Origin of the sequence: Psychromonas ingrahamii 37 (genome assembly GCF_000015285.1) — a bacterium.
Lineage (GTDB): Bacteria > Pseudomonadota > Gammaproteobacteria > Enterobacterales > Psychromonadaceae > Psychromonas > Psychromonas ingrahamii.
The window spans coordinates 2,293,337-2,319,005 of record NC_008709.1 but is presented as its reverse complement, the minus strand read 5'-3'; the positions used below and the strand labels follow the sequence as shown (position 1 = coordinate 2,319,005).

The window sequence follows — 25,669 nt, the reverse complement described above, 5'->3', positions numbered from 1 at the left end:
CTTTATAAGCTTTTTTTAATTCATTGCTTTTTTAACAAACTTCCTGTCCCCTTGATATAATTGCGTCTTTTATGATAGATTTGTGATGTATTTATGACAAGATTAAAATATTTTTCTCCTCATATTGAAGTAGAATATGGCTAGGGTTTATTTCACTATTTACCCGCCAATTTATTTATGAACTTTAGAGAGAACTATATAAATGCCCACAGAAAAAATAAAAAATCTTTTTTCTTTTCACTTCTATATAACCACACTTTTTTCTGTATTAATTCTACTTTGTGGTTTATTAATCGGCTGGTATAGCTATACACAATTAACTGAATCAATATTAAATTCAGGAAAAAGAATTTTTACACAGACGAGTATTCAGGTTGAAAATAAAATATATCATGAATCTGAACATGTCATAACCATTCTTAATATTCTGGCATCTACTCCATTAGCTAAAGGCATTGATACAAAAGAAATAGGATCAATTCTGCCCATGTTAAAAGCAAGTTTAGATGCCACTAATCATATAAATACTCTTTTTATTGCTTATCCGAAGAATGATTTTTTCCTCTTCACTAAAACCATAGCGGGACAATCCTTCCATCACTTTAATGTACCTGCGAAAAGCCGTTATATTATGACGGTCGGTGATAGCGGTAAAGTGAGTCATTATTTTTATAATCAGGCACTGCAGCTAATATCCAAAAAAAATGATCCTAATTATGAGTTAAATACAATTTCCCGCCCTTGGTATAAAAAAGCTAAAAAATCATCGCAGATGATTATTACTAAGCCCTATATATTTTATGAACGCCAAGAGTTGGGAACGACTATGGCAAAGTTTGATATTCAGAATAATGTTGTTATCGGTGCTGACTATATATTGACTGATTTATCTCAATTATTAAATTCCTTCGATTCATACCCCAATTCACAACGTATAATTATTGATCAGCAAGGGAAAGTCATCGCCTATCAAGATCCCCTCGAACTACTCTCTAAGCAGGGAAAATTTGACCGTTTAAAATCAATTTCAGAAATGCAGCACTCCGTTCTGCAATATATGTTTAGCCAGTATAAAAATAAGAAAGGTAATATAGAATTTAGCTATGCCGGCCAACAATGGTTAGGAAAAATATCAAGACTACAGAAAAATAATACACTAACCTTAGTGCAACTGGTTCCTGTTGATGAATTACTCGTTGATGCATATCGGTTACGCAGTGACCTGGCCTTAATTACCCTGCTCATTATTTTATTAACATTGCCCGTTGTCTGGTTATTCTCAAAAAAATTAACCTCAGCAATCAGTAAGCTAACGGTAGAGCTGCAGCACATCAAAGAATTTAATTTTACCAGACCGTTTAAAACCGGCTCTGTTATTAAAGAAATAAATGAATTGATGGTCGTGACTAGTACCATGAAGGAAACGATTAACCACTTTCAGGATTTATCTTCATCGCTGGTAGGAAAACAAAGCTTTCAGGAACTACTACAAAAAATAATCATGGAAACAAATAAATTAAGTCATTCGGTTGGCTCTATGATTTTTTTAACGGATAAATCTAATCAGCTAAATATTGCTATTACTGAGTTTAAGTCACTTAATGAGTTACAAAATAAAAATCTGAATGAAAAATTAAAAAAATATTCTCTTAATGAAGCTGATACTCTAAAACTCATTGCCGAGCAGAAGATAAAAGCAACCACACTTGCTTTACCAAAAAAACTTGAACTGCTTATTAAAGAAAACATTCCAGAAAAAGAAGCCATAACTTGGCAACTACTGCCATTATTAAACCGAGCTGGTAAATTACTGGGCGTCTTAGCTGTCATCAATAATACTAATAAATTAAATTTACAACGAACACAAAATTTTATTCAAACCATTGCGTGCTTTTCCGCATTAGCACTAGAAGGACAAATATTACTCTCCGAGCAAAAAAACTTACTAGAAAGTTTTATTCAGCTTATTGCCAACGCGATTGATAGAAAGTCTCCCTATACCGGAAGTCATTGTGCGCGCGTACCCGAATTAACTAACATGTTATGCCAAGCTGCTTGTGAGGAACAGGATGATTTTAAAGAGTTCAACCTGAATCAGGATCAATGGGAAGAATTATATATAGCCTCCTGGTTACATGATTGCGGTAAAATTATTACACCTGAATATGTTATCGATAAAGCCACTAAATTAGAAACTATTTATGATCGCATCCATGAACTAAGGATGCGTTTCGAGCTAATCAAAGAACATGCTCATAGTGATTATTGGAAGGGAGTGGCTGAAGGAGGAGATAAGAATATTTTGGCGGGACAACGAGATCAGTTGCTCACTACACTGGATCAAGAGTTTTCCTTTGTTGCTGAGTGTAATATTGGTGGAGAATATATGTCTGATGAAAAAATTATACTGTTAAATAAAATAGCAAAACGCACCTGGTCGCGTACCTTAGATAATCAGTTAGGTATCAGCCTGCAAGAGAAAAAACAGCACAGCGAACCAAAACAGATATTACCTGTACAAGAACCCTTATTAGCCAATAAAAAAGAACATCTCATTAAGCGGGAACAGGCTGAATTAACTGATCCAGGTAATAATTGGGGGTTTAATATGAAAACACCTGAATATCGTTTCAATAAAGGAGAATTGTATAACCTTGCGATTAAACGCGGTACATTAACAGCTGAAGACCGATTTATTATTAATGGTCATTCGGCACATTCTATTGTGATGTTATCTAAATTGCCCTTTCCTGATCACCTGAAAAATGTGCCTCTTATTGCAGGCGGACATCATGAAAGAATGGATGGATCAGGTTATCCCCGTGCTATAGCTGCAGGAGAATTACCAATAACTGCGCGTATGCTGGTTGTAGCAGACATATTTGAAGCGCTCACTGCATCGGATCGCCCCTATAAAAAGAGAAAAACACTCAGCCAATCAATAAAAATAATGGATTTTATGGTTAAAGATAATCATATTGATCCTACAATATTTAAACTATTTTTAAGCTCAGGCGTCTATTTAAAGTATGCTAAAAAATATCTTCTTGCGGATCAGATTGACGAATTAGATATTTCAGTTTATCTCTAACTCTCGACATCAGCTATCAGTTGTCAGTTGTCAGCTGTCAGCTATCAGCTATCAGATGTTAGTTAGATGTTAGATATAATTTAATATAAATTTATCGCTTTAATTATTAGTTTTTTAGAAAAAAATAATAGTAAATTAGTTTACCGATATAAATATTTACGATAGAACCATAAAAATATTTTAAAGTACCCTGCTTTTAGCTTTTAGCTTTTAGCTTTTTATTTTTAAGCTTGGTTGTTTTTAAAAATATATTTTATATATTTTAATTATTAAATATATTGGTATTTAGTGCCTATAGTAGTATTCGAGTACTTCAATAATTTTAATTAAATTTATATCTGGTACTTTTTATTATTTCGCATAAAAGTCTGTGGTGACAACTTTTCAATCTCAACAGAGAAGTACCCACTAAGCAGAACATATTGGTTAGACAGAAGTGATTTTTCTGTTATTAATTTTCTGATTAGCTTCTGTTGGCTAACGACAACTTTCTTCTTTTGTAACCCTGTGGACTGCTGCTAGGTATTTCATACTGTAGACTTCTAATATTGTCAAAAAAGCAATATCTGCTCGAATAATAAGCTATATCCGTTTTAAAAACAGTATAAACAGTCATTCAAATTGCTTTTTAAATGTCTATCCAATTGATTATGTTGATTTTTTACCAATTTTTAATGATTTCACTGCTCTCTGTCGTGCATAGAATAATATTATCAAGGATAATACCCGCTTAAAGCAACAGAAAGAGCATATAGTGCGATTATTTTTTATCTTTATTTAAGTGTCCCTTCCACTTTACTCATTGAGTGTTAATAATCAACACAGTATTTCAGCCATAACATATTAATAACTTAAATTTCAGTATTGACCGCGATCCCAGTTCAGTATTATGAACGGGTTAAGCGTTGAATATCTAAATATGTGTTTCGGGAACTGAGCCTTCAGGCTTGGTGCCTGCTAATAGCTTAGGAATTATATGCTGTAAAAATAACAAAATATGGGATTTAATAAGGTAAAAGCTCTTTAAAGGCAATATATCGCTCATTCATATTGTTATTTTCACGCCTATCTTTTTGATTCTATTCGTTTTTTATCAATTTTAAACATTTTCATTCTCTCTGTGCTGCATGGAAATAATCCTATAAGGTAACCTATCCATTTAAAGAAACACACAGCGCTATAATTCCCCTTATTTATGAATATATTCTCTATTTTCAAGCCCTCCTCTTGCCTATAACAGTCATATTGGCCGATCACAATCAGCACTGAATCTTTACTTATTCATAATTATTGTGTGTTTTTTATACAATAAACAGTAAAAATACACCTTTAAATTGTCAGTCTATTAAAATACAGGTTTTAAAAGACTGACAACTTGATTTTTAAGGGGTTTTTACGTATAAATACGGGTAATGGCAATTTTATGGACACAATCAAAAGGCAGTAAGGATGACTGAATTAATGGACTCCTCAACGGGACTTATAGACAGCCAAACAGAAGATATTTTTTTCGATAAAAGAAAGATGCTCAGTGATGCTAATCACTCTACTTTTTATATCGGACCGGCAGAGTCTTATATGAGAACACTTTCCGATCTCAGTCAATCAACCGTACGCTCCTACTTACGCAATATAGCACGAATTTTTGATAAAAATATTGAAGATTTTCCCTGGCATCAGCTTGATCAGGATGTTGTTATTTATATTTTGGATAACCTGACCAAAACAGGATTAGCGCCCGGCACAGTGGGATCATACTTATCCGCTATAAAAGGGGTTTGTCTGTCGGCACTTAATAAAAAGACCATGTCTCCCGAAAGACATCATCTGATCAATATAATTAAAAAGCCCAAAGGCTCGCGGATCAAAAAAGAAGGAACGCTTCTTTCAGCTGAAAATATAAAGGACCTTATTAAGAGCTGTGATCAGGACTTAAATAAAACCAAAGGAGTAAGGGATAAAGCCATTATTATTATTCTTCGAGGATGCGGATTAAGAAGAACTGAGCTTATTAATATCAGAATAAACAGAATAAATTTTACAGAGAAAAAGCTTACGGTTGTCGGTAAAAGCAATAAAGAAAGAGAAATTTGGTTTAGTGACAGAGTGAAAGAGGCAATATCAGATTGGCTTGGGTTGATAAATAAAGCATCACTTCAAATAAGTGATGATAATTTTTTATTCCTAAGAGCCCATAAATCGGGAAAAATTATAAACCAAAGAATTTGCTCACAAACTATTTTTGATATTTTTCAGGCAAAACAAAAATTGATGATGGTTAAAAAATTCGGCCCCCATGATTTTAGACGGACCTATATTACCGAGCTGATTAATGATGGCAATGCGATTGAAGATATTCAGGGTCTGGTAGGACATTCAAGTCCGGAAACAACGCGGGTTTATGACCTTAACAAAAAAAGAAATCTCAAGAAAATTGGTCAGGATATTGTTTTTTAGGTATTGTTTTATAGGTATTATTTTTTAGGTATTATTTTTAGGTATTGTTTTTAGAGATAGCTTTTAGAGATAGCTTTGTAAATAATCTTATATTTCGTCATTCCAGCAGTATTTTAGCTGGAATCCCAGAAAGTTAAAAATAGCTTTTTTCTAATAAGCCTTATCTGGATATTCACTTAAAACACCTCGAAGATGATAATCTTAAGCGGTCATGTTCTTATCCCGAATTCATACTACGGAAATCGGTGCGCGGAGCGCACCCTACGAACTAAAAGGTGATCATTCTCACTGGTTAAAATTATTCCTAACTGAGCTGAGCCTAAGGGAAACATTATATTTCGTCATTCCAGCAGTGTTTTAGCTGGAATCCCAGATAGTTAAAAATAGTTTTTTCTAATAAGGCTTATCGAGATCTTCGATTAAAACACCTCGAAGATGACAATCTTAAGCTGTCATATTCTTATCTCGAATTCATGCAGCAGCAATCGGTGCGCGGAGCGCACCCTACGAACTAAAAAGTGATCATTCTCACTGGTTAAAATCATTCCTAACTGAGCTGAGCCTAAGGAAAAAATTATATTTCGTCATTCCAGCAGTGTTTTAGCTGGAATCCCGGAAAGTTAAAAATAGTTTTTTAGAATAAGCCTTATCTGGATCTTCGATTAAAACACCTCGAAGATGACAATCTTAAGCTGTCATATTCTTATCCCGAATTGATACAGTGGCAATCGGTGCGCGGCCTACGAACTGATTTTATAAATTTAACCCATAAACCCATTTTCACGTCTATTTATGGGTTAAATTGACTAATTATTAAGCATTTTAAGCTATTTTCATTCATTCGTTTTTTAATTAAAAGACCTGCAGCCCTTGCTATCAGTAGGTTAAAGAGTAATTTTATTAAAATAATAAGACTCTCACGTAAAATCTGTAGGAAAGTTAAGGCGATTGCCCCAATAAAAAAACAAAAGATAATAATTATTAAATAAGCGGCTTAATATTAGCTTTTTATTTTTATATTCTTAAATTTCTGATGACTTAATATAAAAACAGATCAGAATAATTTTTTAAAAATAAAAACTCATTCACTTATTATTTAAACAGGATAATAATAATTTATCATCTTATTTTTATGGAAAGTCACTTTTATTAATCAATGATACTTTCATTTAACAGGCCAAAGGCATCTTCAAAATGAGGTAAAGCCGACCATCTTTTATAACAACCAATCAGATAAACCCGTTTTTTAGCTCTGGTTACTGCAACATTTAATAAGTTAGGTTTGCCCGCTGCCCAGTTAGCGGCACCAGCACTGTCGGAAGCACCTAAAATAAAAATAACTAATTCCTCCTCTTTACCTTGAAAGGTATGAACAGTACCCACTCGTCCTTCTAACCACGCATTAAAATCTGCTTGTTGAATATTCTTATGATTGAAATTTTTATTAAGGTAGCTGTTAACCTCAAATTTAACATTACTAAAAGGCGAAATAATATAACAATCGGGTAATTTTTTATAACGTTCAACAAATTTATACAACATAGATAATACATGCTCAGCCTGCTTCGGCACATAATGTTTGCTTTTTTCATTTCCTTTTACATCGAACCAACCACTTGGTCCCCAGACGAAGGGTTCCTGTTCTGTTATATCATTTAAGCCATGCATCATTTTATTGTTATAGGCGATTTGATTCGAAATAGAAAACATCGGATCACTGCAGCGCCGATGAACACGCAGCGGGCTACCCAACCATTTCCCTATTGCTATTTTTTTCGTTCCAAAAGGATTCGCTCTATCCGCTAATTCTTGTACGGATACCACTGACGGTGACCAAGTCTGCCAATCACCTTTTAATAAACGTCGTCCTAAATATTCAACAATATCAGGGGGAGTTGTAAATACGGGTTCGATTTGCAGTGGATCGCCTACCACCACGGCATGTTTAGCTCTTAATAATGCACCGATAGCTTGAGGTGGTGTTGCCTGACCTGACTCATCAATAAATAACCAGCCAATATCACCTTGGCCAAGTTTAGAAAATTGATTGGCAACGGATGCAAAAGCAGATGACACAACAGGACATACCATAAACAGGCATTGCCACATTATTTTTGCATCCGCCGGCAGTGCTATTTTATTTTGTAAAAGACCGGGTAATTTATTAATAGTTTGAGAAAAACCACTTTTGTAACTGGCGACCAACCAGGCTTGATGAAGTTCAAATGCACAGGCAGATAACTGCGAACGTAATAAATTTAACTGAGTACTGTGCCCAAAGGCTTTACGCTGAATTTCTGAACTGTCTAAATTAATATCAGCTTGGGCGAACACAACATCATAATGAACTTTACATATCACCGCACACGCTTTTATTTCCTGGGTTAATTTAGCCGAAAAAATATCATAGTCACTTTTTAACTGCACAAACAGGTTTTTTTGTTTATCAACCCTCGGTTTATATGTCTTGATAATGTCACGCATTTTGCATGCTTTTAAAATACGATAATGCCACCAGGGCAAGCATTCATGCTGCAATTTTGATAAAGTTGATAAACATTTTTTGTATAAAAATTCCTGTTTTGCAAGTGCAATATGCATATCCGCAAGCTTGCGCTTTTTTGACTCAAGTTCTTCTAATAGCTGCAGATCAGATAATGCGCCAACAACGGCTTTTTCTGCTTTAATAAAAGCAGACTGTGCAATAGAGAACTGTTTGTCTACATCACTATTATCAGCAAGTGCTTTAATCGCATCGACTAGGGTTAAATATTGGCTGGAAATATCATCACATTGCATTTTTGACGTTTTTTCAAAAAACAATTTATTGCTAAAACGATTACGATTACTTGCATTACCAAGGGCTGCCGCAACCAGTCCCCAACAATCATCTTACTTAGATAACGCTAATAAATGCTTAGGTTTTTCTTTATCAAGTACTTGTGCCGCTATTTTTTGCGCAACCGGTTTTAAATAACCTAATTCAAGAAAGTCATCACCCAAGGCTTTTACTTGCGGTAACTCTTTAGTGATATTTTCAACCGCGGTATTATTGCTCGACACGACCAGCATTTCATAGCCGCTTAACTCAGGGATCAGCGCCTTAACCTCAACTATCTCACCTGCCACGTTAATTTTTTTAGTGGCAGAAAATGCAGATTTAGCGAGTTTTAACCCCGCAAGCACTTTAGCCCTTTTAACCATATTGTCGGCAATAATGTCACGCAGCATGGTTGTTTTTCCCGTGCCGGGTGGGCCGTTAACTGAATATAATCCTCCCGCTCCAATGTGTTTTTCAATCGTATTAATTGAAAACTGCTGCATCAGACTCATGGTATGCGCTTTATTATCCGGCCATCGTCCTAATGGGGTGTTTTTAATTGCTAACTTTTGTTTTACAAGCGACTCCCCCTCTTTGGTCAAAAGATCTGCATTATAGCGGGGGTTTACTGTTAAAAATTTGCTTAAAGGCGAGGTTAAATCAAGCTTATCTTTTTTTATTAAACAGATTGCTCTGGTAATATCGTCAATAAAAAAACTATTTAATATAGGGATATCATTGTCACCTGCCGTTACTTCCGTTTCTGCACTTTTATCTGCTTTGATGTGAGTGTTTTTTACAAATTCAGAAAAGCCTTTAAATTGGGCGACAGTATGATCCGTTAAGGGTAATTTTTTGGCAGGATAAGGCCCTTTAGACTCAGTTTTTAATTGCACAATTAATGCAAAGCGTGTTTTTTGTGGTTCAAAACCCGCCCAGCTTGAAAGTAACTTTAATATTTCAAACAGTTCAAAATTTGTAAATGCAGTGTTTGTTTGTGCTTCTTTTTTCAGATGACGGGCGGATGCATCTATTTTATGTAATTCTTCCGTAAAGGTCTTTACCTCATCATCAAAATCATCTTTATTTAATTGATCAATTTGACCCTTTAATAATTTACCCAAGGCCCAGGGGGCTGTCGACATTTCTAAACTATCAAGCTGTAACTCCGCATTACAATTAAGCTTTATTTTGGCGCAACAAGTGACACCCTGATCATCCCGGCGTTGATTCCAATCTTCATTATTATCGCTATCGGCAAGATAATGACCAGCGCTTTTTTTAAAATAAAGATTGGCCTGCTCGGCAAATTCACTGCGATTAAACAATCCCAAATAAAGTGTATAAGAATAGGCCTTATCGGGATGGTACTTATCACCCGCTAAGTGGATTTTATCCCGGTTAAACCAGGGTAGGCAGGAAGGATTATTTTGTAATTCTTTGGTAGTAAACTGTAATGCACCATCATCCCCTTCGGGCAGCAATTTTTTTAAATCAAGTGTATTAAAAAACTCGGTTTGCTGCCAAAAAGATAAAACCGTTAAGGCATGTTGTTTATCAAAGCTCATCTTAATTTACCGCCTGTTCAATAAGTGCATCGGCTAGATGAAGTTGGCTTTGTTGGGATTCGTTTAAGCGGGTTTTTAGTTGATCACAAAGTGTCATTAGTTCTTCTACTTTATTTACAATGCGATATTGCTCAGATAGCGATGGTATGGAAATGAGCATACTTTTCATAATGGTACCGTTTACATTAGCTTGCCCACATTGTTGCTTCACATGCGGATCAATTTGAGTTTTTTTGAACAAGGGAGTTTGCATTGATAATGTAAGGTATTGAGGAGCTACTTTTTCAAAGTCACATCTAATACGAATCAGATATGATGCAAATGTAAAAATATCATCATCACCTTCAAACATACCCGTTTTACCTACAAGTTCAGCACTATTAGTTCGGTTATAAAGAATATCCCCATATTTCAAATACAAATTAGGTAGGTCTTTTATAGTTGACGGGACAACTTTTTGGCCTCCGTGATAAACCTTACCTGATTGTATATCTCCCATTTTTAAAACAGGAACTCCATCATTACCCTCAAAAGCTTTTTCTGAAGTTCCATATTCTGTAAATAATGAAGCATCATAAATCCGACACCACTCCCACCCACTTGGTACAGAAAAAGGTTTCTCTTCATCCGTAATAGGCGGTAATGCTTTTTGTTTTTTTATTTTCTTATCTTTAATCAGTGTTTCTTTTTCGGCGGCGATACGTTCCAGTAATTTTGAAGCGGGTTCATCATTTTCATTCTGTGCAACCAGTTTACCCATCACGGCCAGCTGCAGGATAGTTTGCTTTAACTGATCGATACTGTGCTCTGTTGTAAAAAGGATATCGAAAAACTCACTGACCCGCGCCCAGTTTTTATTTAACTCGTCGGAATTTTTGCTGTCGGTTAAAGTAGTTAATAATACTTCCACTAAGGTTTTATGGGCATCAATACTGGATTCAGTTTTCTGTTCAAACAGATCGCATAACAACATTAGTTCATCTACTTTAGCAACGATGCGGTGTTGTTCTTCTAATGGTGGGACAGGAAATTCAAATTGCTCTAATACTTTTTTACTAAGCCCTTCTATTGCCATGCCTACTTGACGTCCCCAAGCTAATTCTTGAACTAAAGGTGACATGATTGCTAAGTGTAAGTACTGACAAATACTTGGATGTATTAACCTTATTACTGTCACATGCTGACTAACATTTGCAGTTACTAAAGCTTTGGGAAAAATTGTTGAACGACCAAGTGATGCACCTGTGATATTTAATAAGACATCATTTGGAAATACACGCGTATTTTCCATTTTATGATGCGTTTCATCCGAGATATATGCAGTATCATCAAGTTTTAAACCATCATTCCAAACATTTTGAGAACGTAAAAATATAACTCCTTTATCAACATATGCATTTTTTCCACCTCTAGGTGTGCTACCGGAACCCAATCTAGAAGTTAAATTACCTAATCTTTCAAACGCCCACCCACCCGGTAAATTAAATGGCATTTCTTTATCAGTAATAGCTGGTAAGGTTTTTTGATTTTTTATTTTATTATCAGCAACTAGTTGCGCTTTTTCTGTTGCAATTCGTTCAAGTAAAACCGAAGCTGGTTCATCATTAGCATCCTGTGCTACTAACTTACCGCGCACCGCCAATTCTAAAATCAGTTCACGCAGTTTTTTAATACCGTACAATTCTATTTTTTTATTTGAGCCTCGCCCTGTTGCCGATTTTTTCTTAACGGCTGATGTCCAGGTCTCTATATTATCTGTAATTAAAGATTCAATACTGCTGCTTTTAATCTTCTCGTCTTTAAGTGAATTCTTTTGCTGACTGGTTTTTTGTTGCATAGCTATTTCACTCCCGAGCTTAGTGCCGACCCGAGAATATTTTTTAGCTGATTGCGCAAGTTACCGATTTCTTTTTGCTGAGTTTCGTAGTTGGCCAGCAGCTCCTTCGGATCATGATTAATCACTTCACCCTGATAAGGGTTTTTAATATCGAGATTAAAGTTACGCTTAATAACCTCATCAATAGAGACTTTCCACGCCTGATTATTTTCAACACGCGCAGCAAAACCATCCTTTTCATTACCCCACCAATCAAGCTCAGTTTGAAATTCTTCAAACTTCATGGGCTTGGTTTTATTATAGTTTTTCACCCCTTTTGGATAAGGGTGCTCATAGAACCAGATATCTTTAGTGGGCGTGCCTTTGGTAAAAAACAGAATATTGGTTTTAATACCGGTATAAGGATTAAATACCCCGTTGGGTAAACGGATAATAGTATGCAGATTACAGTCTTCCGTGAGCATTTTTTTGATTTTGGTTTTAACCCCTTCACCAAATAAAGTGCCATCGGGTAATACCACGGCGGCGCGACCGCCCTCTTGTCCGTTCTTAGGGGATGCCAGTACCTCAATAATCAGCTGTAAAAAAAGATCCGCAGTTTCACGGGTTTGTAATTCACTGGGGAAATTTTTCTCAATGCCGTCTTCTTCGGTGCCGCCAAAGGGAGGGTTAGTAACAATAACGTCAAATTCCTGATCCCAACTGGACAGCGGTTTGCTTAAGGTATTACCGTGTTTTACCTGCACGGGCACTTCAATACCGTGGAGCATCATATTGGTGGTGCATAATAAATGCGGCAGCTGTTTTTTCTCAACCCCATGAATCTGCTGCTGCAGCGTTTGATGATCCACTGAGTTTTTAACGTAGTTACCTTTAACATGGTCAAAGGAGCAGGCCAGAAAACCACCCGTGCCACAAGCCGGATCAAGAATAGCTTCACCAAGTTTAGGGTCAGTGACTTTAACAATAAATTTGGTTAATGCACGCGGGGTATAAAATTCGCCAGCATTACCTGCGCTTTGCAGATCGCGTAATATCTGCTCATAAATATCACCAAACACATGGCGTTCATTGGAATCGGTAAAATCAATTTCATTAAGTTTGTTAATCACCTGACGCAGTAATGTGCCGTTTTTCATATAGTTAAAAGCATCACTAAAAGCTTCTCTGACCACATAACCGCGCGGATTAAGATCGATAGGTGCCGTGCTGTTTTTTTAACTTTGGAAAAGATCATCATTGACAAAATTTAACAGCTCTTCACCTGTGATGCCCTGATTATCCTGCGCCCAGCTTCGCCACAGATATTGCTTGGGGATCGGGGTTTTATAGTTTTCTAATTCCAGTTCTAACTCTTCTTCCTGAGCATCAAATACTTTTAAAAAAAGTAACCAGGACATCTGCCCTAAACGCTGCGCATCGCCATCGACGCCGGCATCTTTACGCATGATGTCTTGAATTGATTTAATAACTGAACTGACTGACATAAAAACCCACCAAAAGAGAATGTAACTAATTGAAAAACGGTCTGTATTATAACTGAGTCACGGGTAAATTAATTTATGTTATTGATATAATTAAATGATTGTTTATCTTTTTGATAGGTAATAATACTAAGTTACAGAAAGCAGCTTGATTGGCTTACCAAGAAGGTATCAAAATTTCCCGTCATCCCCGAGGTTTTTTTCGGGGATCTAGCATAGTAGGATGCGCTCTGCGCATCGATTTCTTTCCTACGGTGCATGGAATGCACCCTACCGATATACAAAATGTGCACTAGTAGGGTGCGCTCTGCGCACAGATTTTCTGTTGTATCTTCTATACGAAATGAGCACTGGTAAAGGGCACGCAGAGCTTAGCCCGTTCATGACACTGAACTGCCGTTCAATTCACTTCCCGATAGGACAACTCGGGAATGACGGGGAAATAAAAACCATACTGAGCAATTATGCAGAACGGTATAATATTTCTTCTAATTCCGTAATGGCCTGTTCATATTGCGGTTTACCACCAAAACCTTTTTTGATAATTTCGCTGAGGCTGCCAATCTGAGTAAAGGGCTGTACTTTTAAAACCTGCATACTCTCAATTTCCTGCACACCAACGTCTGCATATTTGGTGAGAAGATTATTCAATACTGTCTGTGCTGTCTCAGAATATTGAGTAAAATAGTTATGTTTTTTAACTTTGTTTGCCCGCTCTTTGCGCGTTAAGGCTGGCTGGTCATAAACCACGTGGCAGATCATATCAAAGGGATCAAGGTCGAGACCCACTTCCTGAATTAAGGCTTCCCAAATAATCCCTGCCTGTTCAAGTTCATCGATTACGGTTTTTTTACGATCCGCTTCATTCCAGCGTTTAACAAATTCATCTAATGAGCTGAATTGCGAGGACATGGTTTTGCGGGTGTAATCTTTAAAGGATTCGGTGACTAATTTGCCATCGCTGTCGTAATACTGCACACGTTCAGCCATTTTTTTAACCGTGACACCTGATACATGGAATTTAATAAAACGTTTCTCTTTATCATCATTACCTATTTCACCACTTTCTATTTCACCCCAGTCACTATTATCATCGTTGTTAGGATCGGTGTTTCCCACATCATAATCTGAAGGCAGATTTTCTGAAACAGTATTTTCATTTTCATCGTGTTGCTCTTCCAGCTCCCCTTCACCCGTATTTATATCTTCGGGTGTGCGCTGCAATACCTGCACCGGCTCACCATCAAAGTTTTCATCGGCAAAGAGTTCGGTGGCTTTTTTAAAATCTAAAATGGTAAACCACAGTTTGTTATAACGATCATCAATGCGGGTGCCGCGCCCGATAATTTGTTTAAATTTGGTCATGGATTGAATGTTCTGATCAAGCACTATTAATTTGCAGGTTTTGGCATCAACGCCGGTGCTCATCAGCTCGGAAGTCGTGGCAATGACCGGATAAGCTTTTTTAGGATTAATAAAGTTATCCAGCTGGGCTTTACCGATTTCATCATCGCCGGTAATTTTCATTACATATTTTTCGTTTTTAGCGACCTGCTCGGGGTTTAAATTAACCAAGGCACGGCGCATACGCTCGGCATGATTAATGTCGTTGCAGAAGATAATGGTTTTCGCCATAGGATCGGTACGTTTCAGGTAAGCGGTAATGGTTTCTGCAACCAGCTGAGTGCGTTCATCTATGACTAAAGTACGATCAAAGTCTTTCTGGTTATAAATGCGATCTTCAATCAGCTCATGGTTTTTATCTACTTGCCCTTTGGTTGGCCGCCAGCCCTGCAGATCGACATTAATATCTACCCGTACTACTTTATAGGACGCGAGAAAACCATCTTCTATCCCCTCTTTTAATGAGTAGGTGTAAACGGGCTCGCCGAAGTAGTCGATATTGGAAACTGCCTCGGTTTCTTTAGGCGTCGCGGTTAACCCGACCTGCATCGCACCGCTGAAATATTCTAAAATTTCCCGCCAGGCACTGTCATCGGCTGCGCTGCCGCGGTGGCATTCGTCAATAATAATCAAATCAAAGAAATCGGGATCAACCTGCTTAAAGGCTTTTTGATCTTCTTCCGGTCCGGTTAATGCCTGATATAACGCCAGATGAATTTCATAGGCGGGATCAACGGTACGTTTAGTGACTTTGGTTAGGGCCTGACCGAAAGGTTGAAAATCATTGTTTTTGGTTTGATCGACCAGTATATTTCTGTCAGCTAAAAAGAGAATGCGTTTTTTCTGCCGCGATTTCCATAAACGCCAGATAATCTGAAAGGCGGTATAGGTTTTGCCGGTGCCCGTTGCCATTACTAATAACATGCGCTTTTGGCCGCGAGAAGCTGCTTCTATGGTTTTATTAATTGCCTGCAACTGGTAATAACGCGGTGTTTTGCCGTCACCGTCATCATGATAGTCCTGAGTAATTAAGGGCAATTGCGTTTCCGTAAAACCGCGGTAAAGACAATATTTTTCCCATAACTGTGCCGGTGTCGGAAAGGCTTCTAAACTAATTTCAGTTTCAAGCTGGGCAGGATTGGTTTTGTCATGAAAAATAAAACCGTCACCGTTAGAGGCAAAAATAAAGGGCACTTCCAGCAGGCAGGCATAATCCAGCCCCTGCTGCATGCCTTTGCCTATTTCATGTTTATTGGCTTTGGCTTCAATTACGGCAAGGGGCATATTGGGTTTATGATAAAGCACAATATCAGCAGATTTTACGGTTTTGCGCATGCCGATTTGACCGCGCACAATGACTTTGCCATCGCGCAGTTTTACCTCTTGACGAATTTGGCGCATATCGTCCCAGCCCGCCTTTTTAATGCTGGGCAGAATAAATTTGCTGATGATATCTGTTTCAGAGAGTTTTGCTTTTTTTATTGTATTATTGTGTATAAAATAAAACCACTCATCGCTTATGTTTCAGTGGCTTGCATTATGGCATAAAGCTTAATGTGTTGTATGAACTGCGCCGGAAATTTTGATCTTTCAATTAGTATTTTGATAAATTAAAGATTTTTAACGGAAGATATTGAAGCGTTATAGAGGTCGGTTTTTCGGAAAATATTATTCATCAATTTGTGAGATACTGTACTTAGAATTAAAATTATTGGAAAAATATAATGTTAGTGTTTAATTTAAGTAAAGCGGCAGCCGAGTTTTTTACCGTAACCCGTAAAGGGGAAAAAATATCCTGCATAGAGCCCGCCCCCCATAAAACGATTGCTGAATCTATTAAAACCCCATTTTTTCCGAAAGATATTGAAGCACAAAAAAATAATGACTTTCAATGGCAATGGGTAGTGCATTGTGTTTCGGTTAAGCGTCAAAAATATCTGCTAGTAATGGATTATCATAGCCGTTATTGCCTGACCTTTCCTGCGGGTAAAAAAGGGGATCAATATGAATTTTTTAATCTTGTCGAGAAGCATTTAAAATCAACCTTTCGCTATATAGCGCATGAAAAAATGATCAACACTGTTGAGGTAGATAGCTGTGTTGATGTTTATAATAGTTTAGTTAATACCTGTGCTTTTTATCAACGCGGCGATAGAAGCGTGCAGGCACATATTAATGAAGTGGTTTGGCATCTGGAAAGGCTTTGCTTTGAAGATGGAATGATTAAAGAAAATATTGATTGTTTACGATTTAACCTGTTCACCGGGCAAATCCCCCGTAGGATAAAAGGCAATAAAGATTATCTATTTCCAAACCAAGAATATTTATCCTATTGGTTAAAGGCATTCTCTGCGGAAAATCGAGTGCCGTTTATTAACAATGATAATATTATTGATTTTTCTCAATATGTGAAAAAATGTTAATCAGATAAAAGCACTGCCGTTTTGCACCATAGCAGTATGGATAATCTATTGATCGTTTCTCGCCTTTGTAAAAGGCTGACCCACTAAAGGTTTAAAATATAATATTTTAATCAAAATTAATGCCTAGGGATTTGATCGACATCGACATTGTCCCCCCGTATAACGCCGCCAGCTTTAGCTTAATTTTTTAAATGTTTACTTTTCAAAAGTAATGAAAAACTATAAAGCCTGACTTTGTTATATGCGGTGACTTACTTGCTGCAGCTTTTTAGTGACTGCTCTCAATCACAATATTTTCATTGTCAGTGAGTGGGATGTTATCCTCTTCAGGGCCCTTAGCCAGTTTATTGAGTCGTTTTTCTTCTTTTTTCTTCTTTTTTGCAATTTCTTTCTGTTTTTTTTCGAACGAGTAATTAGGTTTTTTTGCCATTGGACTTCTCATTTATTGATTCGAGTGTAACTGCTATTTTATTCAAAATATAACAGTTTAGGGGTATTAATAGGCACTAAAAAAGCGGTCTATCGTCTTTTTATTCATCATACAAACATCTTTTTTATCTCATTCAATCAATAATTTAAGTGATAAAGATAAAAAATATGATCAGTGACAGACATCACCTTAACATTTTCAAATCATGTGTAATCTTTTAATTTATCAGATAAATTTCAGTTGCCTAAAAATAACCCGAAAAGTGTTATTTATCTGCGGCGGAAATAAGTGAAAAATATAATGCAGTTAATAAAAGCAGATTATGGCTTATGGATAATGAGAATATTTATCCTCATTCACCCTTAGGCTTTTAAAACATACAAAGACCGACTGCTGGTGGGTATTGCATTAGATCCGGCTTGCTCAACTTAAATATCGACAAACAAAGGTGGGCAATGCTCAATCGAAGTATTTTCAGCGACCCTGACAGTGATCGTCAAGATCGGTGACAGTCCACAAAAAATAGCATTAAACCTTTATATATCGGTCACTTGTCAATAAAGATAAGCAAGCAATCTTGAATAAAAACCATATACATCTAGACTCAAAATAGACTGGTTTTGATATAAAATTCAGTTAATCAATAAATGACTTTTTAGCATCTCCCCGCATTGTAACATTCGGGTATTGGTCATTTCTTTATTAGTTATTATAAGCTTTCTTTCAGGCTGATAGATAGAAAACCTCACAAAATTACCAGGGAGATAAGCATGCCACACAAATTTACTATGGATCACAGCCTGCTCGAGCCACCGATTAAGCGTGCTGCCTACAGTGACCGTACTGCCTGGTTGATGGCCGTCATGTCTTCTCTTGCTTATATACGCTTCGAGCAACCGACACCGCTTGATGAACTGGCGAAGGTGTTGTCGAGAGAAACGAACGAGCGCAATATTCTGACTAAACTTAATGCGTTGCTCGCCGCAGAAAACCGCGACCAGCTCAAAAAAGAGTTGAAATCTGATCTTCAAGATATTGGTTTTGAATTGGTCGATACCTATAATATATCAATACCCTTGGTTGTGGACACTCAGGCATATTTGGCCAAAATAACGCTTCAAGACCGCGATCCGATGTTGGTTCTTGCCTTTAGGGGCACCGAAGTGACAAACGCGGCCGATATTAGATCCGATGTCTCTGCCAATCCCATGAATATTGGCCCCAAAGAGGAAGGTCATCAAGTACATTCAGGCTTCTACAATGCCTTTAAGGCCGCGCAGTCTGTTATCGAGCTCAGTCTTAATAAACCCGAACTGAAAAATATGCCTTTATATATTACCGGACACAGTTTGGGCGGAGCGCTTGCGGTAGTTGCAACCTACTGTATATCAAATGATTCAGTTGGAGCCTGTTATACTTTTGGTGGGCCTCGTGTTGGTAATATGCTGTTTGGACAGAGTATCAGGACGCCGGTCTATCGGGTCATTAACGCCGCTGATCTGGTGCCAAGATTACCGCCCTCTTATTTAATAGAGGGCATAACGCTTCTCCTTAGATGGTTACCGATAATCCCTTATAACAACCAAGTTGCAGATTACCTTGAGCGGTTCCGGCATTATCGGCATTATGGCGATCTGCGTTATCTCACCGATGCCACACGAAGTACACCAGAGGGAGAAGGGATGCTGGCTGCATATCCCGGCTTGCAGGTGATTGCCAATCCATGTCAGCTAAGTAGATGGATTTGGCTCTGCAGCAGGCTTATTGCAACCTATGGACGTGCAGGAATTAATGATCATAGCATTGACATTTATGTAGAAAAACTGGCTTACTGGGGAATACAGCGAAATCTAGGTAAGCCTAAATTGGTCAGCGCACAAGCAGAAACTAAGGGAAGTACGCAATAAGGATTTAAAAAATAGCAGGAGAGTGAATGCGTGAAGTAAATGAAACGGACGAAAATTTCGGCATACTTTATATTATTATTGATGATCTGTGGTGGTTTAAAGTAAGCCCCATAGCCATTACCTTATAGCAAAAGAAATTTACCTGAAAGCATGGGGAAAGGTGACGACTGCCTGAAAAATAATTTCATCTTATATTCAATAAGTTACTACAATGCATATTTTAAAATAAACTTCTGTCATAATCACTAAAAACGACGGCTATAGCTCATACTTAATTATAATTATTATGCGCGGCTCACATTTTACGATAGTTTACCGGACTGATTCTTAAGAAAAAATCGCTATGGATGAATATAAAGATAAAAAAATAGTCGCACTTGGTGGTGGCCACGGTTTAGGACGAATATTAGCGGCTTTAAAGGGAATTGATGCTAATGCTACCGGCATTGTCACGACAACAGATAACGGCGGTTCTACGGGAAGAATTCGTCACTGTCAGGGAGGAATCGCCTGGGGTGATACGCGTAATTGCATAAATCAGCTGATCACTGAGCCAACGGCAGAATCAATCATGTTCGAATATAGATTTAAGGGTGAAGGCGAGCTGAATGGCCACAATCTCGGCAATTTAATGCTCACTGCTTTAGATAATTTATCGGTCAGGCCAATGGAAGCAATTCAACTGATCCGCACTATGTTAAAAGTACAAGTTAATATTGTACCGATGTCTGAACACCCTTCGGATTTGAAAGGATTAACGGTTGATGGGAATTGGATACACGGCGAAACCAGTGTTGATCAGATGGATCAGCCGTTGGTGCGGCTGGAACTCGATCCGGAGGTTCCCGCAACCCATGAAGCTATTTCGGCTATTGCTGAAGCCGACTGTATTGTACTTGGACCGGGTAGCTTTCTGACCAGTATTATGCCGCCGTTATTATTGCCCGAAATTGGTCGTGCAATACTCAATAACCAGAATGCAAAAGTGATTTTTGTTGAAAATCTTTCGCCTGAAGGTGGCTCTGCCGGAAGAATGAAAATAAAACAGAAGCTTGAGTGGTGTGAAAGAGCATGCCAGGGACGAAAAATTGATGTCGTCATTGTTGACAGTTCCTACCTTGATATTGAACCGGAATGGCTTTTCTTTAAAGCCGATTTGGCCTCGCCAAATAGAGATTGGCGCCACGATAGAGAAAAACTCAAGAAGGCTATTTGCGCGCAGTTTAAAAATTAAGGTTTGAGTTGCTTTCTCTAAGCCAGATAATGCGACAAATATTTTGTCGCATTATAGCTATTCTACCCATTAGATGATCTATTAGGCAGTGGAAAAAGGGATGAAAGCAAGGCATTGATTGCAGTAACGAGTTATTCTAATGATACAAAATAATAGGGGGCTGTTTTGAAAAGCTTTAGCTGGCCACGCAGTGGTGAATAACAGGATGTTATAAATCAAATCAATAGATTTGGTATTATCTCACCTTCCCTCATTTGTTCAGGCTTTAAAATACGATTAACTTTGCAGCATAATAAATTTTATCTATCACGCTGCTTTAGCACTTATGAGCGCAATTTTTATTTTTTGTTACTACTCAGACACTGGGCAGGCACCATCAACATCAACAGATTACCCTTAGGTTATTTTTACAAAGGTGTTTTTGTCTTACAATAAAATGTATTATGGCAATTTTTACAATTATTTCGAATACGGCCGTAAAAGAACATAATACAAGTGTTATTTTATTTGTCTTAAATGAACTATCCTAAAAGCTAAAATTAATTAATGCAAAAATAAACGTCACTTATACATTTCGACAACTTAAAGGTATTACTAATAATGATTGAGACATTCTCATTTGTTAATTTAACTGCAACGAGCATTTTCCATACGCTAATGACGAATAAAATTGTATTAACCATCAGTTTAATTTTATTTGTTATGCTGAGTAAATTTTTTCTTGTAAAGTTAATCAATAAAAAAGAAAAACAAAATAAACGCTTAAAAATAAATATGCTGGGCAATGCAGTCACGGTATTTATTTTTATTGGTGTTTTTAATATTTGGGCTGTTGAATTTCAAAAATTTGCCATTTCTATTGCTGCATTTACCGTCGCTATTGTGATTGCAACAAGAGAGTTTATTCAGTGTTTTATTGGATTTGTGTACATTACTTCCAGCCGCCCCTTTCGCATTGGTGACTGGATACAAGTTGGTGAGGACTATGGCGAGGTGCATTCAACTGACTGGGCTAAACTAACCTTATTAGAAGTCGATATTGATGCCTATGAATATACCGGTAAAACACTTTATTTACCCAACAGTAAGTTAATCACCTCTTCAATTAAAAATTTAAATTTTTTAAAGCGCTATGCGATGCATCATTTCACTATTACTCGCGATTCAACAGTAAACCCATTTGTTTTTTTAGATCAATTATATGTAAAAGCTTATGAGTATTGTGCTGATTTTAACGATGTGGCCATACGTTATAATCAGATAATTGAAAGCCGTTTAGATGTAAATATTGCAGGACCTGATCCTAAAATACAAGTAGCGACGTCAGAGATCGGAGACACTCAAGTCTTATTTACTATTTTTTGCCCGACAGACCGTGCAATGGCGATAGAGCAAAGCATCACGGCTGATTTTATGTCGTTTTGGTTTAAACAGAAACGATTAATGGCAACATAATACTCACCTTAAATTAAAAAAGGGTAAACCTGCAAAGGTTTACCCTTTTTTTTTAATATTAAATGAGCTTTACATGGGCGCTTAAATATTTAGTCACTCGACTTTATCCTGAGTAGTTTACCCACCCTACTGCTGTTTTATGTTTTACGTGGCAGATATCTCAATAGCTCAACAGACAAAATTTATCTTTAATTACATCTGGATTACTGTTGTTTATTTCGATGTTACAGCTTGACTTAACACAGCAGGGCATTGGAAATTTTATTAATAACCTGTTCACAGCCTAGAATGTTATGACGTTCTTTTTAGTATTCAGGGTTATCTATGTCTGGTCTTGGTTATCTTCCCGGAACAGTACTTTTTGAGGAAAATCTATAGCGGTGCTCCAACCTTGGGGATAATAACTTCGGTGGACGAAGCGCCATCATGTACGTACAACGGGTTGTACACACATGATGGCGCTTTTGATAAGTATCATTGAAATGCTCATGCACAAAACCCGATCCACGCGCAAACTATCCATGTGCGAACAGGGTTTTGTGAAGAAGATAGGCTAATTAACCTACTTTTCGCTTCTCTTCAGACTCAGCTGTTAGGCTTTCAAATAACGCGGTAAAGTTATTTAAACCTTCTTCAACCACGGCATCAGATATAGTCAGTGGAGGAAGAAAACGGACTACATTGCCGTAAAATCCACAGGCTAAAAGTACTAACCCGTGTTGAGCAGCATTAGCAATAATAGCTTGGGTTAATTCGGTATTGGGTTGCTCCGGATCACCATTTTTGACAAACTCAATTGCAATCATTGAGCCTTGGTTTCTCACATCTAAAACAAGATCGGGGCGCTGCGTTTTTAGCAGGTTCAGACGTTGATTAAAGCGTTCACCAATTTGCACTGAACGTTGTACAAGGTTTTCTTCTTCCATCACCTCCAGTACCGCTAATGCCGCCGCACATGCAACCGGCGAGCCGCCATAAGTTCCGCCAAGACCACCCGGTAAAGGTGCATCCATGATCTCACTTTTACCCACAACCGCAGAAAGAGGAAAACCACCGGCAATCCCTTTTGCCATGGTCATTAAGTCAGCTTCAACACCCGCATGTTCAAAGGCAAACATTTTACCCGTACGACCAAAACCAGTCTGAATTTCATCGGCAATTAAGACAATGCCATGTTGGTCACAAATTTTACGTAATGCCTGTAAAAATTCAGTCGGCGCCGCGTAAAATCCGCCCTCGCCTTGTACCGGCTCAACAATAATAGCAGCAACATCGCTTGGGCAAATATCCACTTTGAATAAGTTTTGTAATGCTTTTAATGAATCTTTTACTGAGACATCATGGTGCTCCATTGGGAAAGGGGCATGGAAGATATCTGCTGGGAATGGACCGAACAGGTTTTTGTACGGGGTAACTTTACCCGTTAGTGCCATGGTCAAATTAGTACGGCCATGGAAACCGCCATTAAATGCAATGACGCCACGACGACCCGTATGGGCACGGGCAATCTTCACACAGTTTTCAACCGCTTCCGCACCTGTAGTTACAAAAATGGCTTTTTTAGGGGAATTACCTGGTGCCAGCTTGGTTAATTTTTCAGCCAGCTCGACAGCTACTTCATAGGGATTAACCATCACACAGGTATGGCTGAATTTATCCACTTGCTGTTTAACGGCAGCGATAACTTTAGGGTGGCTGTGGCCAGTGTTACAGACCGCAATACCGGCACCAAAATCAATATAGCGGTTGCCTTCAACATCCCAAATTTCAGCATTTTTTGCATGGTCGACATAAATCGGATAAGTATTACCCTGACCGCGTGCGATAACTTTTGTTTTTCTATTTTGTAATGTTTCATTTGACATGATTTTATTCCTAATATTTTATTTATTGCTTAATCGGCGATAATGGACAAAGGATTACTTAGTTAGGTAACTTAGTTAGGTAACTTAGTTAAGTTGCTTATTTAAGCGCTACTTATTTAAGCCGCCCATACATAAATACTTAATTTCTAAGTAATCATCTAATCCATATTTAGAGCCTTCACGGCCACTGCCTGATTCTTTTACGCCACCAAAGGGAGCTGCTGCATTCGAGATAATACCTTCATTAATGCCAACCATGCCATATTCAAGGCCTTCTGCAACGCGCCAAACGCGACCGATATCACGGGAGTAAAAATAAGCGGCTAGGCCATATTCAGTATCATTTGCCATGGCAATCACTTGATCTTCATCGTCAAAGGCAATAATTGGCGAGACAGGGCCAAAGATTTCGTTGCGTGCAACCGGCATGTCATTACTTACATTGGTCAAAATAGTTGCTTGATAGAAGTTGTCACCGGCACTATCTCGCTGTCCGCCTAAGAGAACCTTTGCGCCCTGTGCAACAGAGTCAGCTACCAGCTTATTCACACCATCAACGGCGGTAGTTGAGATCATTGGACCTATATTGACGCCGTCGGTTAAACCATTGCCTAATGATAATTTAGCCACTGCAGCGCTAAATTTTTCAGTGAATAAATCAAGTACCTTATTTTGTACAAAAATGCGGTTGGTGCACACACAGGTTTGTCCTGCATTACGATATTTAGAGGCTATTGCGCCTTCTACAGCAGCATCGATATCTGCATCATCGAAGACAATAAAGGGAGCATTACCGCCCAATTCCATTGATACTTTTTTTACGGTAGTCGCACATTGGCCAATTAATAGTTTACCGATTTTTGTTGATCCGGTGAACGTAAATTTAGCAATATCAGGGTGCTGAGTTAGTACTTTGCCCATGCCCGATGCATCTTCACCGACGACCACGTTAAAGACACCCGCTGGAATACCCGCTCTTTCAGCAAGTTCTGCCATTGCAAGTGCAGACAGCGGTGTTTGTGTTGCGGGGCGAACAACGAAGGTACAACCTGCCGCTAACGCCGCTGCTGCTTTTCGTGCAATCATTGCATTTGGAAAGTTCCAAGGAGTGATTGAGGCGACGACACCAACGGGTTGTTTAACCACGATGACACGCTTGTCACCCGATGGTCCGGGAATAACATCACCGTAAACGCGTTTTCCTTCTTCGGCAAACCAATCAACAAAAGCCGCACCATAGGCGATTTCCCCTTTTGCTTCGACAAAAGGTTTACCCTGCTCAAGCGTTAGAATGCGCGCTAAATCATCCTGGTGTTGGATCATTAAATTGAACCAGTTACGCATTAACGATGCGCGTTCATTAGCAGATTTTGCTGACCAAGATTTTAAAGCAGTTTTTGCCGCTTTTACAGCAAGCTCAGTTTCAACAATCCCTGCATTACATACTTTAACAAGGACTTCATCCGTAGCAGGATTGGTAACATTAAAATAAGATTCACTGCTATGCCAGCTGCCATCAATATATGAAAAGGTTTTGATTAATTGACTATCTTGTATCTCGTGCATCGTTATCTCCAAATTGATTTTCATATGCTAAACACTATTAACATGCCTGAATCTGCAACTTCAGCAAGATGCAGGTTTTTTAACTTGATTTATATTTGTCTATTGAATAACAATATCAACTGATGTT

13 protein-coding genes and 1 pseudogene are annotated in these 25,669 nt (G+C 37.9%); 6 read left to right on the top strand and 8 right to left on the bottom strand.

The features are described from left to right. Window positions 1-202 precede the first annotated feature (202 nt). Both PING_RS09890 and PING_RS09885 read left to right on the top strand, forming a co-directional pair. Window positions 203-3,091, top strand: coding sequence for an HD domain-containing phosphohydrolase (locus PING_RS09890; RefSeq protein ID WP_011770236.1), 2,889 nt, complete (start codon window positions 203-205; stop codon window positions 3,089-3,091). A 1,449-nt stretch (window positions 3,092-4,540) separates the two neighbouring features. Further along, a complete protein-coding gene (locus PING_RS09885; RefSeq protein ID WP_041766334.1) occupies window positions 4,541-5,548 on the top strand; it encodes a site-specific integrase in 1,008 nt (335 codons plus the stop codon). 1,149 nt (window positions 5,549-6,697) lie between these two features. Here the strand turns inward: PING_RS09885 and PING_RS19480 are convergent. The 5 genes and pseudogenes from PING_RS19480 to hsdR form a co-directional block, all read right to left on the bottom strand. After that, the gene (locus PING_RS19480; RefSeq protein ID WP_049752966.1) at window positions 6,698-8,371 is read right to left on the bottom strand and encodes a DEAD/DEAH box helicase; all 1,674 of its coding nucleotides are present in this window, start codon (window positions 8,369-8,371) and stop codon (window positions 6,698-6,700) included. Between the two features lie 69 nt (window positions 8,372-8,440). Next, on the bottom strand, window positions 8,441-9,937 hold the full coding sequence (locus PING_RS19475) for a hypothetical protein (protein ID WP_011770233.1): 1,497 nt from the start codon (window positions 9,935-9,937) through the stop codon (window positions 8,441-8,443). Window position 9,938: 1 nt separating this feature from the next. Continuing rightward, window positions 9,939-11,774 (bottom strand): restriction endonuclease subunit S, encoded by a 1,836-nt coding sequence (locus PING_RS09875; RefSeq protein WP_011770232.1) that lies wholly within the window; start codon window positions 11,772-11,774, stop codon window positions 9,939-9,941. Between the two features lie 2 nt (window positions 11,775-11,776). Beyond that, window positions 11,777-13,261, bottom strand: a pseudogene (locus PING_RS09870) (N-6 DNA methylase). Between the two features lie 459 nt (window positions 13,262-13,720). Beyond that, window positions 13,721-16,144 (bottom strand): EcoAI/FtnUII family type I restriction enzme subunit R, encoded by a 2,424-nt coding sequence (gene hsdR / locus PING_RS09865; RefSeq protein WP_198134797.1) that lies wholly within the window; start codon window positions 16,142-16,144, stop codon window positions 13,721-13,723. Window positions 16,145-16,386: 242 nt separating this feature from the next. Here hsdR and PING_RS09860 point away from each other — a divergent pair, with 242 nt between their 5' ends. Continuing rightward, on the top strand, window positions 16,387-17,085 hold the full coding sequence (locus PING_RS09860) for a DUF6933 domain-containing protein (protein ID WP_011770230.1): 699 nt from the start codon (window positions 16,387-16,389) through the stop codon (window positions 17,083-17,085). 268 nt (window positions 17,086-17,353) lie between these two features. Here the strand turns inward: PING_RS09860 and PING_RS20960 are convergent, their stop codons facing one another. Then, on the bottom strand, window positions 17,354-17,515 hold the full coding sequence (locus tag PING_RS20960) for a hypothetical protein (protein WP_198134679.1): 162 nt from the start codon (window positions 17,513-17,515) through the stop codon (window positions 17,354-17,356). 770 nt (window positions 17,516-18,285) lie between these two features. Between PING_RS20960 and PING_RS09855 the strand changes: the two genes are divergently transcribed. The 3 genes from PING_RS09855 (at window position 18,286) to PING_RS09845 (ending at window position 22,111) form a co-directional block, all read left to right on the top strand. Continuing rightward, window positions 18,286-19,422: a lipase family protein gene (locus PING_RS09855; RefSeq protein ID WP_011770228.1), complete on the top strand. Its 1,137-nt coding sequence runs from the start codon at window positions 18,286-18,288 to the stop codon at window positions 19,420-19,422. Window positions 19,423-19,765: 343 nt separating this feature from the next. Continuing rightward, window positions 19,766-20,656, top strand: coding sequence for a uridine diphosphate-N-acetylglucosamine-binding protein YvcK (gene yvcK, locus PING_RS09850; protein WP_011770227.1), 891 nt, complete (start codon window positions 19,766-19,768; stop codon window positions 20,654-20,656). Between the two features lie 600 nt (window positions 20,657-21,256). Beyond that, window positions 21,257-22,111: a mechanosensitive ion channel family protein gene (locus PING_RS09845; protein ID WP_011770226.1), complete on the top strand. Its 855-nt coding sequence runs from the start codon at window positions 21,257-21,259 to the stop codon at window positions 22,109-22,111. Window positions 22,112-22,668: 557 nt separating this feature from the next. Here PING_RS09845 and gabT read toward each other — a convergent pair. Then, window positions 22,669-23,976 carry a 4-aminobutyrate--2-oxoglutarate transaminase gene (gabT, locus tag PING_RS09840; RefSeq protein WP_011770225.1) on the bottom strand — a complete coding sequence of 436 codons (1,308 nt, stop codon included), beginning with the start codon at window positions 23,974-23,976 and terminating at the stop codon, window positions 22,669-22,671. Between the two features lie 108 nt (window positions 23,977-24,084). Continuing rightward, window positions 24,085-25,542: an NAD-dependent succinate-semialdehyde dehydrogenase gene (locus PING_RS09835; protein ID WP_011770224.1), complete on the bottom strand. Its 1,458-nt coding sequence runs from the start codon at window positions 25,540-25,542 to the stop codon at window positions 24,085-24,087. Window positions 25,543-25,669 lie beyond the last annotated feature (127 nt).